The organism is Siphonobacter sp. BAB-5385 (assembly GCF_002261125.1).
Taxonomy (GTDB): Bacteria; Bacteroidota; Bacteroidia; order Cytophagales; family Spirosomataceae; genus Siphonobacter.
The window spans coordinates 82430-100020 of sequence record NZ_NMPS01000070.1; the positions used below are offsets into that span (position 1 = coordinate 82430).

General features: G+C 48.4%; 19 protein-coding genes. 11 read left to right on the forward strand and 8 right to left on the reverse strand.

Annotated features, from left to right (window positions below; genetic code table 11):
- Positions 1-74 precede the first annotated feature (74 nt).
- The 6 genes from BWI93_RS06635 to BWI93_RS06660 all read left to right on the forward strand — a co-directional run bounded on the left by BWI93_RS06635 (position 75) and on the right by BWI93_RS06660 (position 4509).
- Positions 75-1280, forward strand: a complete 1206-nt coding sequence (locus BWI93_RS06635; RefSeq protein WP_094809416.1) for a DegT/DnrJ/EryC1/StrS aminotransferase family protein — start codon at positions 75-77, stop codon at positions 1278-1280.
- Positions 1281-1324: 44 nt separating this feature from the next.
- A complete protein-coding gene (locus BWI93_RS06640; RefSeq protein WP_094809418.1) occupies positions 1325-1528 on the forward strand; it encodes a DUF2281 domain-containing protein in 204 nt (67 codons plus the stop codon).
- A 2-nt stretch (positions 1529-1530) separates the two neighbouring features.
- Entirely contained in the window at positions 1531-1917 is a 387-nt protein-coding gene (locus tag BWI93_RS06645) for a type II toxin-antitoxin system VapC family toxin (RefSeq protein ID WP_094809420.1), read from the forward strand.
- Between the two features lie 43 nt (positions 1918-1960).
- Positions 1961-3040, forward strand: coding sequence for an iron-containing alcohol dehydrogenase family protein (locus BWI93_RS06650; RefSeq protein WP_094809422.1), 1080 nt, complete (start codon positions 1961-1963; stop codon positions 3038-3040).
- A 28-nt stretch (positions 3041-3068) separates the two neighbouring features.
- Complete coding sequence (gene kdsA / locus BWI93_RS06655; RefSeq protein WP_094809424.1) at positions 3069-3920, forward strand: 3-deoxy-8-phosphooctulonate synthase; 852 nt, start codon at positions 3069-3071, stop codon at positions 3918-3920.
- 154 nt (positions 3921-4074) lie between these two features.
- Positions 4075-4509: a hypothetical protein gene (locus tag BWI93_RS06660; RefSeq protein ID WP_141217379.1), complete on the forward strand. Its 435-nt coding sequence runs from the start codon at positions 4075-4077 to the stop codon at positions 4507-4509.
- 57 nt (positions 4510-4566) lie between these two features.
- Here BWI93_RS06660 and BWI93_RS06665 read toward each other — a convergent pair whose 3' ends face one another.
- Both BWI93_RS06665 and BWI93_RS06670 read right to left on the reverse strand, forming a co-directional pair.
- Positions 4567-5439 (reverse strand): sugar phosphate isomerase/epimerase, encoded by an 873-nt coding sequence (locus BWI93_RS06665; RefSeq protein ID WP_094809428.1) that lies wholly within the window; start codon positions 5437-5439, stop codon positions 4567-4569.
- A gap of 152 nt (positions 5440-5591) precedes the next feature.
- Complete coding sequence (locus tag BWI93_RS06670; protein WP_094809584.1) at positions 5592-6179, reverse strand: riboflavin synthase; 588 nt, start codon at positions 6177-6179, stop codon at positions 5592-5594.
- A gap of 150 nt (positions 6180-6329) precedes the next feature.
- Here BWI93_RS06670 and BWI93_RS06675 point away from each other — a divergent pair, with 150 nt between their 5' ends.
- Positions 6330-6935 (forward strand): DUF1684 domain-containing protein, encoded by a 606-nt coding sequence (locus BWI93_RS06675; protein ID WP_094809430.1) that lies wholly within the window; start codon positions 6330-6332, stop codon positions 6933-6935.
- 36 nt (positions 6936-6971) lie between these two features.
- On the forward strand, positions 6972-7460 hold the full coding sequence (locus tag BWI93_RS06680; protein WP_094809432.1) for a hypothetical protein: 489 nt from the start codon (positions 6972-6974) through the stop codon (positions 7458-7460).
- 120 nt (positions 7461-7580) lie between these two features.
- Here BWI93_RS06680 and BWI93_RS06685 read toward each other — a convergent pair whose 3' ends face one another.
- From BWI93_RS06685 to BWI93_RS06705, 5 genes are all read right to left on the reverse strand, one after another.
- The gene (locus tag BWI93_RS06685; protein ID WP_094809434.1) at positions 7581-8930 is read right to left on the reverse strand and encodes a Gfo/Idh/MocA family protein; all 1350 of its coding nucleotides are present in this window, start codon (positions 8928-8930) and stop codon (positions 7581-7583) included.
- A 165-nt stretch (positions 8931-9095) separates the two neighbouring features.
- Positions 9096-10532: a DUF1080 domain-containing protein gene (locus BWI93_RS06690; protein WP_094809436.1), complete on the reverse strand. Its 1437-nt coding sequence runs from the start codon at positions 10530-10532 to the stop codon at positions 9096-9098.
- A 141-nt stretch (positions 10533-10673) separates the two neighbouring features.
- The gene (locus BWI93_RS06695; RefSeq protein ID WP_094809438.1) at positions 10674-11591 is read right to left on the reverse strand and encodes a sugar phosphate isomerase/epimerase; all 918 of its coding nucleotides are present in this window, start codon (positions 11589-11591) and stop codon (positions 10674-10676) included.
- A 62-nt stretch (positions 11592-11653) separates the two neighbouring features.
- Positions 11654-14161, reverse strand: coding sequence for an AsmA family protein (locus tag BWI93_RS06700; RefSeq protein WP_094809440.1), 2508 nt, complete (start codon positions 14159-14161; stop codon positions 11654-11656).
- Positions 14162-14559: 398 nt separating this feature from the next.
- Positions 14560-14829: a ferredoxin gene (locus BWI93_RS06705; protein WP_141217380.1), complete on the reverse strand. Its 270-nt coding sequence runs from the start codon at positions 14827-14829 to the stop codon at positions 14560-14562.
- A 178-nt stretch (positions 14830-15007) separates the two neighbouring features.
- Here BWI93_RS06705 and BWI93_RS06710 point away from each other — a divergent pair, with 178 nt between their 5' ends.
- A complete protein-coding gene (locus BWI93_RS06710) occupies positions 15008-15739 on the forward strand; it encodes a sulfite exporter TauE/SafE family protein (RefSeq protein WP_094809444.1) in 732 nt (243 codons plus the stop codon).
- A 62-nt stretch (positions 15740-15801) separates the two neighbouring features.
- Here BWI93_RS06710 and moaA read toward each other — a convergent pair whose 3' ends face one another.
- Positions 15802-16803 carry a GTP 3',8-cyclase MoaA gene (gene moaA / locus BWI93_RS06715; RefSeq protein ID WP_094809586.1) on the reverse strand — a complete coding sequence of 334 codons (1002 nt, stop codon included), beginning with the start codon at positions 16801-16803 and terminating at the stop codon, positions 15802-15804.
- A 60-nt stretch (positions 16804-16863) separates the two neighbouring features.
- Between moaA and BWI93_RS06720 the strand changes: the two genes are divergently transcribed.
- Together BWI93_RS06720 and BWI93_RS06725 are read left to right on the forward strand one after the other, a co-directional pair.
- Positions 16864-17106: a MoaD/ThiS family protein gene (locus BWI93_RS06720; protein ID WP_094809446.1), complete on the forward strand. Its 243-nt coding sequence runs from the start codon at positions 16864-16866 to the stop codon at positions 17104-17106.
- Positions 17107-17127: 21 nt separating this feature from the next.
- The gene (locus BWI93_RS06725) at positions 17128-17538 is read left to right on the forward strand and encodes a molybdenum cofactor biosynthesis protein MoaE (protein ID WP_094809448.1); all 411 of its coding nucleotides are present in this window, start codon (positions 17128-17130) and stop codon (positions 17536-17538) included.
- The last annotated feature ends 53 nt before the right edge of the window (positions 17539-17591 follow it).

Consider the following 17591-nt stretch of genomic DNA (forward strand, 5'->3'; position numbering starts at 1 on the left):
AGGCGTACAAATTTCCCCGAAAAAGGGAAGTTTGCTGAACAGTGAAAAACCGTAAAAACAGAAAACAATAGATTATGCCAGGTACCGAACTATACGGAGCAGAAGAACGCCAGGAAATTAATGATGTACTGGAAACCGGAATGTTCTTCCGTTACAACCACGACGCTCAACGCAATAACATCTGGAAAGCCCGCGAATTTGAAGCGGAGGTTTGTAAACTCGTCGGAGCCAGGTACGCTCATGCCGTATCTTCCGGTTCAACGGCCGTACAATGTGCCCTGGCGGCGGCGGGTATCGGTGCGGGTGACGAAGTAATCGTTCCGCCCTTTACGTACATCGCCACGGTGGAAGCCGTACTGATTGCCGGAGCTATTCCCGTGTTCGCTGAGGTGGATGAAACGCTGTGTATGAGTGCAGAAGGCATCCGTAAGGCTCTGACGCCGAATACGAAAGCCATCTGTCTGGTACACATGTGTGGCCAGATGGCCGATATGGATTCCATTATGGAAGTGGTAAAAGAGCACAACCTGATTCTGGTGGAAGACGCCGGACAGGCCATGGCCGCCAGCTACAAAGGTGTATCGACGGGCCTATGGGGGGTAGCCGGAGCCTATTCCTACGACTTCTTCAAAATCGCGACGGCCGCCGAAGGTGGCGTGATGGTCACGAACGATGAGCGAATTTATAAGCTGGCCGACAGCTACTCCGACCATGGTCACGATCACATTGGTAACAACCGGGGGATGGAACAACATCCCGTGATTGGTTTCAACTTCCGCATTTCGGAATTACACGCCGCCATCGGAAAAGTACAAACCCAGCGGGTACCTTACGTACGCGAAAAAAATAACGAGTACAAAAAATACCTGATGGAGAAACTGGGGCAAGTGCCCGGTGTATCCTTCGCCACCATTCCGGACCCATCGGGCGATTCAGCGACGTTCCTGAACCTGCTGCTGCCCGATACGGAAACGGCGGGTAAAGTAGTGGCTGAACTGAACGCCGCGGGCGTGGGAGGCTTTAACTACTGGTATACCAATATGTACCACTTTATCAACCAGTGGGATCACCTGAAAGAAATGCGTACGGCGGCTCGTCTGGGCGTGGAGAAATTCGGTGCTCCGCAGGACTACGCAAATCTGGACATTCCCAAATCACAGGAAGTCATTGGTCGGCTGATTTCGTTCGGAATCCGCGTTACCTGGACTTACGCAGAAATCGACACGCTGATTGAAAAGGTGTCTGCAGCGGTACAAAAAGTACAGCAGGTAGAAGCCTAAGCAGTGAAGAGTTAGCCACGGAAAGGCATTTAAAGCATATTACGATGTTAAGTACAACCTTGTTATCCGAAATCCGATCCCTCAGTCCTGAATTACAGCAGGAGGTGGAGCACTTTGTCCAGTTTTTGAAAACGAAAATGGACCGGGAGTCTACGCTAAACGAACGGGAGTATGGTTATGCGAAAGGTAAAGTACACCTGAGTAACGACTTTGATGACCCCTTGGAAGCGTTCGAAGAATATCGCTAAAAATGGATGTATTACTGGATACGCATGCTTTACTCTGGTTTTATGGCGGTGATGAATCGTTGCCAGTAAAACTGAGAGAACAAATCAAAAGCTTTGACAACCGATGCTATTTGAGTGTAGCGAGCCTCTGGGAAATTAGTATTAAGGTGAGTTTGGGAAAGCTTGAGTTAGGCACCAGTCTACGGGAATTTTTCGATTTCATCGACCGGAATAATTTTCAGATCATTCCCATCGAATTTGAACATTTGCTGACTCTTCAACAACTGCCTCTTTTTCATAAAGACCCTTTCGACCGCATCATTATTGCTCAGGCGTTGACTGAACAGCTAACGATAGCTTCGAAAGATCGTTTTTTCCAGGATTATGCTTTACCTATGGTTTGGGAATAACTTCCCTGAAGCCAGTCCTGAATGATAATTGAACAATAGTACCATGCATAAGAATTTCAAAGGAATTGAAAAAACCGTTTACGGACGGGGCAGTTTCAGTCAGCTGGGAGATATTCTGGCACCCAAGCGGACCGAAAATAATCAGTATTTCGTCTTCATTGTGGATCAGTACTTCAAAGGGAAGGATCTCGAAAACCGCATCCCCGCGGAAGCCAAAGATCTGGTGTACTTCATCGACGTAGACGTTCACGAACCGACTACCGAGCAGATTGATACACTGCGGGACGAAATTCTGGCGAAACAGGGTCTTCCTTCGGGTGTCGTCGGGATTGGCGGTGGTTCGGTCATGGACATTGCCAAAGCTCTGTCGCTGATGCTGACCAACGAAGGTTCTTCGACGCTGTATCAGGGTCTGAATCTGGTGAAAGTACCGGGCGTGTATCACGTCGGAGTACCGACGATTTCGGGTACCGGAGCCGAGGTTTCAATGACGGCGGTACTAACGGGCCCGGTTAAAAAACTGGGTTTGAAGTGTGAGTGGACCGTATTTAACCAGGTGGTACTCGATCCCGAACTGATCGCTACGGTACCAACCGACTGGTGGTTTTATACCGGGATGGATACGTACATTCACTGTATCGAATCCGAAAACGGACACTTCAACAACGCCTACTCACACGCCTACGCCGAGCAGGCCATGAAACTTTGCCGGGATATTTACTTAGGCGAAAATGCCGGACAAACGCCCGAAAACGACGACAAACTAATGGTAGCTTCCCTCATGGGCGGCCTGAGTCTGACGTATTCGGAAGTAGGCGTTTGCCATGCCCTGAGTTATGGCCTGTCGAAAATTCTGGGTACGCGTCACTGCTACGCCAACTGTCTGATCATGAATCACCTGGAGGATTACTATCCCGAGGGGGTTGCCGAGTTTAAGCAGATGGTGAAACGTTTTAACGTAACTTTACCGCAGGGACTGGCCAAGGAATGGGACGACGAAACCATTACCAAAATGGCTCACGTATCCTACAATCTGCCCCACATGTGGCTGCACGCCATTGGTGAAAACTGGCAGGAAGTGATTACCATTGATGTACTGAAGGATTTATTCAAGCGGCTCTAGTAGTCGTTACCCCTTAAAAATTAAGATTATGTCGCAGAAAATCGTACGGGTTGGCGATATCGAATGTGGATCCGATGAGTTGTTTCTCATCTCAGGTCCCTGCGTTATCGAAGACGAAAAAATCATGATGACCGTTGCCGAAAAACTCAAAGAGATTTCGGAACGTCTCAATATCAAGATGATTTATAAATCATCATTTCAGAAGGATAACCGCTCGAGTCTGGATTACTATTCTGGCCCCGGTCTGGATAAAGGAATCAAGATTCTGGCGAAAGTGAAGGAACAGTTTGGTTTTCCTCTGCTGACGGACATCCACTACCCCGATCAGGCAGCTCCCGTAGCTGAAGTAGTGGACGTACTCCAAATTCCGGCTTACCTGTGTATGCAAACCATGCTGGTAACGGCAGCGGCCCAGACGGGTCGGGTCGTAAACGTGAAGCACGGTCAGTTCCTGGCTCCGGAAAACATGAAACATCCGGTGAAGAAAATTGAAGATTCCGGCAACGATCAGATCATTCTGACCGAACGGGGGTACACCTTCGGCTACAACGATCTCGTGGTCGATCCGCGTAGCTTCTACCACATGGCTCGTACGAATTATCCCGTGGTGTTCGACGTAACGCACGCCATCCGGAAGTATGGTATTCCTTCCAAAGATTCCAAAGGCGGTGCTCGCGAGTATCTGCCCGTACTGGCTCGGGCTGGTGTGGCTGCGGGTGTAGACGGTCTGTTTGTGGAAGCTCATACCTGCCCCAGCGAAGCTCTGTGCGACGCGGCCAGCCAGCTGGATATTAGCTTACTGGAAGAATTCCTGAAACCCTTACTGGAACTCCACGCCGTAGAAGTGAAGTACCGGAATACGTTAAAGGAGCTGGCTTAAAATCTGGCATAAGAATTTTGGAGAATGGTTGACTTCGAGTCCTGAAGTCAAACTCAGCAAAGCCCTCGGAGCATTCTCCGGGGGCTTTTTCTTTTTTGTCCAGCCAGAGAAATAGACGGAAACGTTACATTTTCTCCAAAAATTGATCAAATTTATGGCTCAACAATCAACCCAACGGCCGGTTATGGAGGAAATCTCCCGCAACCTTACCCCCAATTTTTACATTACGAATAATGACGTTGAAATCATTGATGCCTTAGTTGACAATGGGGAAATGTTCAAAGATTTTTCGCGTAGCCAGGTTACTTCATTTTTGTGGGGAGAAGATTTTGCTCTGGTGTTATTTTTCGCTGACGATTACGATCGCGGCTTTACCATGTACGTAGTGAGGGATTTTTCCGTGAATGTGCGGGACATGGCTCAACTCATCTTTGCTATTGACGAAATTCTAAACCAGGGTTATAACTACCGCCTATTTCACGCGGCCCGTAGTAAAGTAGAAGAAATGCTGTACATGGCCCCGACTTTCCGGGCGATGTGGGATAAAGCCGATCCGGAGGAAGAGGAAGATCAGCAGTATGGGTACTAAAAGCAAAGGTCAGTCGAAACTCGACTGACCTTTGCTGCCTCTATTACTACCGGGAAATCAACCCCACTTGGCCTTTTGAATATTGTCGATACTGGTTTTGATACATTCCATGGGTGGGCGTTTGCAAACATCCTGTTCCACAAAGTACTGCTTGAGTCCGGCTTGTTTCGCGTGCTTGAATAAGTCCGCGAAATCGATACTTCCCGTACCTACTTCCGCAAATTCCTGCTGGGGCGTTTTCGCCATGTCCTTGACGTGCCAGAGCGGAAAACGACCGGGATATTTCGCAAAATACTCGGCGGGTTTCTCGCCCGCTTTTTCCACCCAGTACAGGTCCATTTCCATTACTACGGGTGTATTCTTGAGTAACAAATCGTAGGGCTTTTCGCCGTCCACTTTTTGCGTAAATTCAAAATCGTGGTTATGGTAACCCAGTGTTAACCCGGATTTTTTCGCCGTTTCGGAGCTTTTCGTCAGTAGACCGAATAACTGCTTGTAATCGTCCGCCGAGCGTTCGTCGTCCACCAGATAGGCTAGTACTACGTATTTTTGTCCGATCGCCGCTGCATCTTCAACGGCTTTCTCCCAATTGCGGGTCAAACCGTCGCCCGTACCAAACTTCGTGGATCGACCCGTGGTATAGTGTCCACTGACGGCTTTCAGTCCGTTGTCCTTCAGAATTTTGTTATACTCAGCGGGCGTTTTACCAAAAAACTTACCCTGATTATAGCTAAAGTTCTCTACCTGTTTGTACCCTAGCTTGGCTACCTGTTCGAGTACCCGCTCAATGCCCTGCTTCTGAATATCATCGCGAACCGTATAGAGTTGTAACCCAACGGATTTCGCCTGTGTAGCAGCCAGAGCTTCGAGTCCGACTGCGGAAAGAGCACCTATTCCTAAAGATGCCTGAATAAAATTTCTACGGTTCATAAAAAGCAGTGAATAGCTTTCTGTATTAAGTCGAAAAGTAAACGTCTTCAGTGTGTAGACTGAATAAACGAACGAGCTAATGTATGAATCCGTACGTGAAAAATGGAATATGGTAATAATTAATTTGGTTTTAATGCGAAACAGAAGCTCGCTTAAACCTGACCCAGGAGCCGTTTGACGTACTTGCCCACAATGTCGAATTCCAGATTGACCGTATCGCCTTCGGCGAGCGAGTGAAACGTCGTATGGTCATAGGTATAGGGAATGATGGCTACGCGAAATGTATTAACGCCGGAATTAAAAACCGTCAGACTGATTCCGTTGATACAAATGGATCCCTTTTCTACAGTTACGTTCCCCAGTGAAGCGTCGTACTCGAAATCAAACAGCCAGCTACCGTTTTCATCCTGCACCCGCGTACACACGGCCGTCTGGTCTACGTGCCCCTGAACAATGTGCCCATCGAAACGGCCATTCGCCTGCATGCAACGCTCCAGATTGACCGTGGATCCGGCCTGTAGACGTCCCAGATTACTTTTTTTCAACGTTTCATCAATCGCCGTCACCTGATGGTAGCCGTCGCCTACGGCAATGACCGTCAGACAAACACCATTGTGTGAAACGCTCTGATCTATTTTCAGCTCCTGAGAAATCGGAGACTTGATGCTGAAGGTAACGTTAGTACCTTCAGTGGTAAGTTCGGTGACCGTTCCCAGGGCTTCAATGATTCCAGTAAACATATTATTATTGGCTTTTGCCGTTAAGTTGTAGATTTTTGCACTGCTGAGATACAGCAAAGTTGCAATACAATTGGTTCCGAATAGAACGGAGCCTTGAAAGATTGAAACTTTCATTGTCTAAACGCTAACATTCAGCGTACCGATCGTACTATGTCAGGAAGAAAAATACTCTTATTCGTTGTTGCTGCCGCCATTCTGGGGATTGTGGTCTATTCCTTCAGTAGTAAGAAAAAAGGTTCATACGCCGATGATTTGCGGATGGAGCGGCTGGAGAAGGACCAGAATTACCGGACTTCCAGCGAATCACCCATCAAAGACAAAGCCGGGTTTCAGGGGCTGAAATATTTCCCGGCGGATTCTACGTATGAAGTATTTGCGAAGCTGGAAGAAACTGAAAGCACGAAAACTTTTGCCGTACAAATGACGGGCGGGCAGACCGAGACGTATACGTTATACGGAAAAGTCCGGTTTGAGCTACAGGGAAAAACCTGCGAATTGCTCGTCTTTGAAAGCACGGAGGCGGGTACGCTTTTCATCCCTTTCAAAGATCAGACTTCGGGCAAGGAAAGTTACGGCGGGGGTCGTTACCTGGATATTCCCGAAAGCGACATCACTGGTAATCGGGTTACGATTGATTTTAACAAAGCCTACAACCCGTATTGTGCGTATTCGCCGGAGTATACGTGTCCCATTCCTCCGAAAGAGAATAATCTGCCGATTGCCATACGGGCGGGAGAACTGGCGTACCATGAGTAGTGATTGATTTTAGGAAACTGTTAATGCCTGTATGCGATGAGTTATTTAATTAAGTCAGTGGAATCAGGGTTTGAAATCTACTCGGAGGCTGAAAATCCTGAAGTAACGTTTACCTATGATAGTTGGTTTTCGAGTGTAGGTCAGGCAGAAGTGAACCAGCGGAAATTGAAGATTAAATCCAAAAATGCCTGGGCTTCCAAATTCGACGTGTTTATTGACGGTGTCGATCAGGGGGATATTGTGTTTAACTGGATGGGACAAATCATCATCCGTTTGTCCGTAGATGGTCCCGAAAAGGTATACTTACTCAAAAGCCGGGGGGTGTGGAATCATCACTTTATTCTGGAAGATACTGAAGGAATTACGCTCATGCTCATCATTCCGAAGTACAACTGGAGTAATCTGAATTACGAGTACCAACTAAAGATTGAAGGTAACCAAACCGTACCGCTTGAACTGGTGACGGCCTGTCAGTACGCCATTAATTTGTACATGACGATGCTAACCACGGCAGCAGCGACCTAGCAGGATAAGTTGGAAATCGGGCAAAGTAAACCGTTCAAACTTGTTACTTCTCTATAAACTTTAAACCAAAAAAGCGGCCCTAGAAGAGCCGCTTTTTCCATATGCGATAACGTACTTAGACTAATATTTAAAAACTTTAGTACCAGCTATTACTTCCTGGTTTTTCTCATCAAAGGTTACCCGCAGACCTGTACGGTACGCGGCATTCGACATGATCGTGGCAATCGAGTGCTGGTAACCCGCTTCGATGGGGGCGTTAGGCGTTTTACGGCTGCGTACGCACTCCATCCAGTTTTTGATGTGATTGAACGTCAGGGGATCGCCACCGGTATTCGCTCCCGTTTCGACGCGGGGACCTTCCAGTTTGCCCGAAGCCAACAGATTCGCCTGCATGTTCATTTCAGCGGCTTCGCGGGCCGTTAGGCCTCCGGTGGGCGAAATGTTATTGGTATCCAGATTCAACTCTCCGCCGTTCGAATAATAGATTTCCTTGGTACCGCCGGCTGAGTTACTGAAACGGCTGGCAAAAGATACCTGGAATCCCGTGGTCGGATCATTTAGTGGACCGTAATCGAAGACCACGGTGAGCGTATCGGCGTTTTTACGACCGTCTTTCCACTGATAAATGCCTCCGTTGGCGACGGCCGAACGGGGGTGGGGCAGGCCCGAGAACCAGTGTACCGTATCAATCTGGTGGCTCATCCACTGACCCGGAATTCCTGAGGAGTAGGGCCAGAATAAACGGTATTCGAGGTATTTACGTGGATCAAATGCTTCGTGCGGACGATTGAGCAGGTAGCGTTTCCAGTCCAGATCCTCCTCTTTACACTGAGCGACCAGGGCCGGACGACGCCAGCGACCCGGCTGGTTTACGTTCCACATCAGTTCTACCATCGTAATCGGACCGAACTTGCCCGATTTAATGAATTCTTCGGCGGCGTGGTAGTTGGCACCACTGCGGCGTTGCGAGCCAATCTGAACAATCTTTCCGGATTGTTTAACCGCTTTCAGTACCGCACGGGCGTCTTCCATGGTTTCGGCCAGGGGCTTTTCCGTGTAGGTATCGCAACCGGCTTTTACCGCGTCGATGGTGTGAATCGCGTGCTGAAAATCGGCTGTGCTGATGAAAACGGCGTCTACCGATTTGGAATCGTAGAGCTCATCATTATTGCGGTAATCTTTAATGGTACCACCTAATTGCTTCTCCAGAAATGCTTTACCTTCTTCGCGACGGCGTTTCCAGATGTCGGATACGGCCACCATTTCGAAGTTCATTTCCTTGGCCAAAGCCTTGAAGGGAGGTACGTGGGAAGCCCGGAAACGGTCAGAGTAACCCACGCAGGCCACGCGTACCCGGTCATTCGCACCTACGATTTTGCGGTAGCTGGCTGCCGACATGGCATTCACGCTCAGCATCGATCCGGCTGTAGCCAGCGAAAGTTTACGAAGAAAATCCCTACGGTTTTCCATGAGTTAGAGTTCAGCGGTCCGCCGCTGCGGTTTAGAGTTTGAAACGTTTTCAGTTTGAAGTTTACTGTTTTCAATTCAGAAAATGGATTATTGCTAATTCAGCTACAATGGGTCAAAGCTTTATCGATTCAACCCAACTGAAAACAGACAACCGTAAACTGAAAACTACTTTAGTTCACGAATTTTTATACTGCGGAAACTAACGACATCGCCGTGATCCTGAATAAGGATGGGACCTTTTTCGGCCATGCCAAAACCTTTGTAAGAAGCGTATTTCGAGCGTTCCACCAAAGCCTTGAATAAGGGAGAGCCTCGATCATACTCCACTACTTTAAAGCCATTGAGCCAGTGTTCAACGTGATGGTTGGGATACACAATGACCCGGCCTTCATTCCATTCACCAATCGGCTTCACGGCTGCTTTGTTCGCTCCCGTTTTATCCGCCGGAATCAGGTCATACAAAGAACCAATAGTACGATTGCCAGCCGCTCCGAGTTTGGCGTCGGGGTGGCGGGCATCATCCAGTACCTGAAATTCCAGGCCAATGGCGGATCCTTTCTTTACGTAACCATCGGGTACAGTCATCGGTTGACCGGGTTTGAATTCGTGCGTATAGGGTAACCATTCTTTTACGAAGTACTTCATTCCCGAGTTGGCTCCTTCCGTAAGTTTAAATTGGAAGGTCAGTTCAAAAGCTCCGTAGGAATCATTGGTCACGATGTCGCCTCCGTTGGTACTTTCAGCTCCGTCGCCTTTATCTACGCTCAGTACGCCATCCTTAATCGTCCAGCCCTTTTCGGGGAAGGCCGTTTTATACGCACCTCGCCAGCCCGTACTTGTTTTTCCGTCAAAAAGCAGTTTGAAGCCCTGAGCTTTTTCCTGTTCCGTCAGCGTATTGGGAACCAGATTCACGACCGGAGCCTGATCGACGGGAGAAGGTTGAAGGTTTTCGGTTTGAATACGAATATTTTTCCACTGAATGGTTTTTCCTTCCTTACTGGCGTCTTTGCCAATGCTGTGTACCTGTAGAGCAATGTACCCTTTCAGCGTTTGGTCATCGAAGACGTTTGAAACGGGAATGCCATTAACGAATGTGCGTAATGAATTGCCAATCGCTTCAATGCGGTACTTATTCCATTCGCCCCGTTTAAAGGCCTTTTTTCCCGCTTCGTAATTCGTGGGCATGGCCAGCCAGCCCCGACGGGCTTCATCGTAAATGCCGCCACTCCAGCTACGATCCGAGGGATCAATTTCCATCTGATAGCCGTATACGCGACCATCGTTTTCGCGTTGCAGGCTGCGGAACTGAATACCAGAATTTAGGGAGTTGTCTACCTTAACGTCGCACTCAAAAATAAAATCTCCGTATTGCTGCTCGGTGAGTAAGAAGGTATTGGCGGTATTGGTTTGTGAAATGCCGATAATCTCACCGTTTTTAATTTCATACCGGGCTTTTCCGGAAGCAGAGCCTTCGGCCACTTTCCAGCCCTTCAGGCTTTTACCGTCGAAAAGACTCTTCCAGGAGCCTTTCCCTTGCGGTGGTGTGGCACTGGTAAGCCCGGCAAAAGAGCAGACGACCAGTAGTAAAGGTAATCGTTTCATACAGACTTGTTTAATGATTAGTAAGGCAGAAATACTTTTCGTGTATCCAGTTTACGAAGAGCTTCCAGTAAAAGACCTCTTTTTTAAGCATTACCCTGTAAAAGCGAAAGGATTCCTTCGAAACGTGTCGTACGGCCCGAATCAGCTCATCAGGATTTTCTGATCGAGAAGAAATTTCTTGCTGGTTTCCGCACAGGATAGAGCCGTTTTGCCCGTATCAGGTACGCCGTCAAGTTCAATAATTCCCCAGCCTTTAAACTTGATGTCGTCGAGGGCTTTGAATACGGCGGGTAAGTTGACGTTGCCCTGACCAAGCTCGACAAACTTGTACGATTTGGGATTCGTGTTGTCGGGGAGGGGACTGCGAACGTCTTTTAAATGCAGGGCGTGAATTCGGTCTTTGTACTGATGGATGGCCTTGGCCGGATCGCCACCGCCCTGGTGGTAATGGGCCACGTCGAGCAATAGCTTCACATACTTGGGGTTCATCTCCTGAACAATGATATCCACTTCTTCCGGTGTTTCCCCGAGTTGGTGCATATGGTTATGATAGGCGGTTTGAATGCCTAAACCGGCCGTTTGCTTCCCAATTTCGTTCATCACCTGAGCCAGTCGCTTAAGTTCTTCCGGCGTGGGTTGCCGATCTTTCGGCCGAACATTATTCGTCAGCTGAATGCTCGTTCCGCCCAGAGCTTTCACAAAACTGGCGTGAGCTACGTGCATATTGATGGTACTCTCTTCCTTATCCGGGTCGATTTCTACGTTTCCGCTCGAAAACATAACCAGTTTGAGATGATTGTCATCCAGTAATGCTTTGAGTTCGGAAGGTTTGTTGCGGTACGGACCAAACGCGTTCGCCCGGAGTTGAATGCCTTTAAAGCCCAGCGAAGCAATATCACGGATGGCATCGGTATCTTTTCCGCCCCAGGTAATGGCGGAATAACCAATCTGTAAGCCTGATTTTTTAGCCGCCCAAAGCTCCGTACTACTTAAAAGTGTAGCCGAAGTGAGCAAGCCTGCCTGCTGGATAAAAGCCCGGCGGGAGAGTGAAGATTTCATACGGTTCAGAGTTTAGAAAGAGACGGTAAAAGCCCCTTTTTCCCCTGAAAGGTAATCCGGTTTTAACGAAGATCTACCGTTTCGTTACCCAGTTGCTGACGTTTGGCTTTGCGTTGCCGTACTTTCTGTCCTAGATCCAGCCGAATTTTGGTCTCATTTCCTTCGTCTTTCGCCCGCAGATTGAGCGTCCAGCCCTGAGCTTCTTTGGTGTTCAGACGGGCCAGTTCGTAATCCTTATCCCGTTTCCGAAGGTTAGCGAGCGGAATTTGTACGTACAGGTCCGTTTGATTACCAAAGCTATACGTACCCCCTACAAAGAGCGTCAGAGCGGTCGATTCGATACCCATTTTGTCCATTTCAATTTCACGTCCTTTGAAGCGGAACTGATTGGAGAGGGTGGCAAAACGGATATGATCAAAGTTTCGATTCCTGAATATGAATCGCTGAATACCTTTAATGGGTTTAAAATCAATGAGCTCGCCGTTTCGCAAATTGAAGTTTAAGTAGCCGTCGAACGTACCGGGAATCAGTGTGTAATCGGGTCGCAACCTGACGCTGATTTTTCCTTCGGAGTTCAACAGGCCGCGAAGATTCTGGTGCGTAATTGTCGTTTGCTGAAAATCATCAAAAGCCCGGAAAAGCTCTGGGACATTGGTGTTTTTGAGTACATACGATACATTGACTCGGGAAGGGTTACTGCGGAGATAATCCACCTGACCCGAGAAATTGAAATTGCCCTGGAAGGCATTCATGGCCAGATTCCTGATTTGTAATTTTCGTTGCGTAATTAACATTTCGCCTTTCACCTGCGAGGCTTTGAAATGGCGGTACTGAAATTTGTCGAAGCGTACGGTTACATCGGTTTCCAACTGGTCAATCACCCGATCTACTTTGGCAATCAGGTCCCGACGAGCTTTTTCCCGTAAACGGGGCGACGATTTACGCGAACGCGGCATAAACTGGGTCGCGTTGAAATTCAGATTAGGTGAAGAAATTTCGGCCTTGGCGTACAAACGCGTATTCGGAGAAGTCAGAAAAGGAATTAACTTTTTGATGGTTCCGCGGATCGTAATGGGGCTGGTATTCAACCGGGTCTGGATTTGCTTTACCACCAAATCCCGTTCATTAAACACCGCGTGGACGTTTAACTGGTCAAAATTGAGATGTCTGGTAAGGTATCGGAACTGACCATCTTCTACAATCAGGTTGCCGCGTAGCAAACCCGCCAGTTCGCCCGTTTTGGGGTCAAAGACATTCACAACCCGTCCCCGGTACTGTGCGTTTAATCGCAGTTTGCCGCCGTTCAAAGTATAGCTGGTCGCATTGAGCGTTTCGTTGAGCGTAGACAAATCCGTATCTACCGTAGTGGTTAGAAAGGCTCGCGTGTGCTGCAGGTTATGCAGTACCATCCGGCCGCTGACGGGCAAAGCATCGTCCCAGTCGGCGGAATAATGGCTAAATAGTATTCGGGAGTTGGCATCGCCCGCTGCTAGTTTTGGGTCAAGATGGTTGGTAAAATAGCCTTCTACCCGCAGGTTCGTCAATAAACCCAGTACCGATTCCATCCGGGCGGGACCAGAAGCAAAACGAATATCAAGATGAGGCTCCGAACCGGGAGCCGTTGAACCGCTGATGCGTATGTTCGCTTTTTTGATATCAGGATAGTACTTAAATTTCCCCAGGGCAACGGCTAGCTTCCGAGGCATTAAATCCAGTGTCTTGGAAAAGGCCAGCCCCTGTACCCGCAGGAACAGATTAAGGTCCGGGGGCCGTCGGGTATGGAATTGGAAATGCCCGTGGGCGTGTAACGTATCTTTCTTTTCGAAAACCAGGCGAGAAGGTTGCAGTGTAAGCAGTTTCCGGGCCGTATCAAGCTGAACGTTGAGTTTAAGATCCGTTTCCTGATTCGTACCAAAACTCCCTCTGGAGGAGTTGAAGGCGAGCCCATCCAAATGCAGCGGACCCCGGATGCGGGCTTTGATGCGATTGCCATCCCGGGAGATTTGACATTCTACGTCCCGAAATAAACCGCCGTACCATTTATGACGTAGGGAATCACTGAAATGTACCTGAACATTTTCCAGCCGGACTTTCTTGATGTCCACTAAAAATCCATTCGGGTTTTTCTTTTTGCGAATGGAGCGGGTGAGGCTATCCGATTCAAACAAACTCCAGTTGGCGTATCCGGTCTCATCCCGGAAGGCCGTCACGGATCCGTCAATTACCCGGATGTGTTTAATCTGTACTTGTCGGCGGAACAAATCAATCAGACTCAGTCGAACCCGTACTTCTCTAACATTCAGAAAATCAGTATGGTGCTGGTCGTGACGGTCATCTTCCAATCGTACATTCTGAAGAATGATCGTCAAGCCCGGAGTGGCTTCTTCCCAGAAAATAACCCGAAAGTTATCCGCCTGAAAATTACCCCGAATCTGGTTACTGATCTGCTGATTGATCTGCCGGAAAAGCCGATCCCGGTACGCATAAATCACAGCCATCAATCCCACTCCCAGCAACAGGCAAAGAATAAGCAAGCGTAAGGATAAGCGTCGGAAGTGATGGAAATTCATACGTAACAAAGATAAAATCGGCGGAAAATGGGGTTATCCAAGCTTCTAAAGATAGCTTAAAAAACGAACTAATTGCTAACCTGGTATGCCCAGTGAATCAGCCGTATAAAGAAAAACGGCAGCAGGATAGTAAAGCTACTGGCGAGGTCGCTGAGAAAACCCGTTTCTGGGCTCTCGTCGCTAAGAATTCACAGAAGATAATTGGAAAAAGACCTTGCCAGTGAAGGAGCACTGAATAAAAAACTTAGAGGAAGGGATGAAGGTTGAGGAAGCTTAAACGTAGGAAGCTTGCCGGGTAAGATTGATAAAATCGGTAGTTTAGTTAAACAAGGGGGTAATTACTCTAGGTGTTTAAAAAGAGGCCGTACGCTGCTTTTTAGTTACGAACGAAGACTGCTTTATTCTTCCCGAAACATTTCATCCAGAATACGGGGAACGTTAGACTCGTGTACTTCGCCCAGCCAGAGGTTACTTGGTTGGATAGCCACGATGGGGCCTTGCTTACAGCGGCTGGTACAGTCCATCTCGACCAGCTCTATGTGTTTTTTCAATCCCCGTTCTTTCAATTCATGCTTGAAGGTTCTGCGTAAATCATCCTGGCGACGACTGCATTTGCTACCTTCGCAGATCAAAATCACCCAGGGACATGTATCGTGTAGTGGTTTCATTACTTATAAGTGCTAAAAAACAAAAGTACAATATAGGGGTTCTCCCAGTAATGGATGCCGCCAACTTTTTAAAAGAATCAGGGCGAAGCGTCTTTTGTTTTAAAAACTAAAATTGTACCAAACGTTAACTGCGTTTCCAACGCTTTTTTAACGTTCCAATTGTACTCGCTCAGGTCGTATGACTACCGAAGTAATAATTATGCTGGCCATTGGCATTGTGGCTTTTTTGTATGCCTCCGTTGGGCATGGTGGGGCGAGTGGATACCTGGCCGTACTGGCTATCTTCGGCACGCAGCCCGAATTGATGAAATCTTCCGCACTGGTACTGAATCTGTTTGTATCGATGTCTTCTTTCCTGCAATTCTATCGAGGTGGGCACTTTAGCTGGCCGAAATTCTGGCCGTTTGCTCTGGCGAGTGTACCGATGGCCTTTGTGGGGGCGGGCATACCCCTGAGTGCCGGATTGTACAAACAGTTACTGGGGGTATGTCTGATTCTGGCCATTGGCCGTATCCTCTGGCGGCCCAAAACCACGGAAGATCCGACAGCACCTGTTCCCTTACTCGGTGGATTAGCTGTAGGAGCGGTGATTGGATTGCTCTCAGGGATGCTCGGTATTGGCGGGGGCATCATCCTGAGTCCGGTATTATTGCTGATGAACTGGGCCAAGCTAAAGGAAACCGCGGCGATCTCGGCTTTATTCATTTTTGTGAATTCCGTATCGGGACTGTCGAAGTTACTGACGAAAGGTTACGTACCTGATCAGCAGACCTTGTATTGGCTGGCTTTTGCTTTTGTGGGGGGCTTGCTGGGCGGTTACGCCGGAGCCCGTCGTTTCAACGTGCCCACCTTGCGTTATGCCCTGGCTTTGGGTTTGTTCATTGCTACGCTGAAATTATTGTTTACGTAATCGATACTCTTAAACAAAAACGACCCGTAGCATCTACGGGTCGTTTTTGTTGGGAAAATCGTTTATCCACCGATTGTCGTCATGGATTCATGCACCAGCGACTGGCGGTTGTTTTCGGCTTCGTAGCCGTCTTTCGGTCGTTTCTGGAAGACGTGGATGAATTCCTGTTGTAAGGCTTCGTCGCTGATTCCGCTGCGGATTAAATCCCGAACGTTTAGAACTCCATCGTCGTACAGGCAGGTTTTGAGCGTACCCTGAGCGGTCATTCGAATGCGGTTGCACGTGCCGCAGAAGGTCCGCGAGAAGGCGGCAATGATGCCAATATTTCCCAGAAAGCCGGGAATCTGGTAATGATAAGCAGTAGAGTTAAGCGGATCAATTTGCTTCTGAATGTCGGGAAATTCCGTCTGTAAGTGTTCCAGAATCCGGCGGTACGTCCAGTGAAGGGTGGGGTAATGCGAACCTTCCCCATTAAAGGGCATCTCTTCAATAAAACGCACGGATACCGGATACTTGTCCGTGAGTCGGGCCAGCGGAATGAGATCTTCAATATTACGGCCTTCCATCACTACTGCATTCAGCTTCACTTCAAAACCGGCGTCGAGCAGTTCGTAAAGACAGGCTTCCACTTTGGGAAATTCATCCCGCCGCGTAATTTCATAAAACCGCTGCCGATCCAGCGAATCCAGACTTAAATTGATGGTTTTGACACCAATTTTCTTCAAATCCGGGATGTATTTCTGCGTTAAAACGCCGTTCGTCGTAATCGCGATTTCGTCAATGCCCTCAATAGCGGCGAGCTGGTACAGAAAATTAGGGAGTTGATGCCGTACGAAAGGTTCGCCCCCGGTAATACGCACTTTCCGTACGCCCAGCCCTGCCAACACCGACGTGATGCGAAGCATTTCTTCGTAGGTTAGCAATTGCTTTTTCGGCAGATAGGCAATGCCTTCTTCGGGCATGCAGTAAAAGCAGCGAAGGTTACAGCGATCCGTAACGGCCAATCGCATATACTGGATGGGCCGTCCGTGATTGTCATAGATTTGTGGGCGATCAATTGGCATGATAAACAAATAAACGAAAAATTTGAACACTTGTTCCGCAAGCTTTATCAACTTTGAAGAATGGAATTAACAATTCATCTGTACGGAATCACCCGTGATATCATCGGGCAGTCGCGATACGTCGTGCAGTTGCCCCCCGGAGCCCGGGTACAGCAACTGCTGGAGTCCGTCCGCACGAGCTATCCGGAATTGGCGGGGTTAAAATCCTTGCTCGTAGCTGTCAATGAAGAATATGCCGAGGCCGAAACACCCTTGAGCGAACGGGATGAAATTGCCCTGATTCCGCCCGTGAGTGGCGGTTAATTTTCAACCAAACTTTTACGTATGATTGCTGTCACGGATCAGCCCATTGCTATTGCTGCCTGTATCGACGCAGTACAGGCCGAACGAGCCGGAGCGGTGGACGTTTTTATTGGAACGGTTCGAAATCATAACCAGTCCAAGGACGTGGTACGACTGGAATTCGAGACGTTTGACTCGATGGCTGTTAAGAAAATGAAAGAACTGGCGGAAGAGGCCTCACGTCGCTGGCCCGTCGAAAAAGTGGCGATGGTACACCGCAAGGGCGTCCTGTCGATCGGTGAGGTGGCCGTAGTCATTGCTGTTTCGACGCCGCACCGGAATGATGCTTTTGAAGCCTGCCGCTGGTTGATTGATACCTTAAAACAGGTGGTACCCATCTGGAAGAAAGAAATCTACGAAAACGGCGAGGAATGGCTGGAAGCCCATCCCTAAGTCAGCTTGAAAAAGAATGAGTAACAGGCGTTTTACGCCCTGTGTTTTCTGAT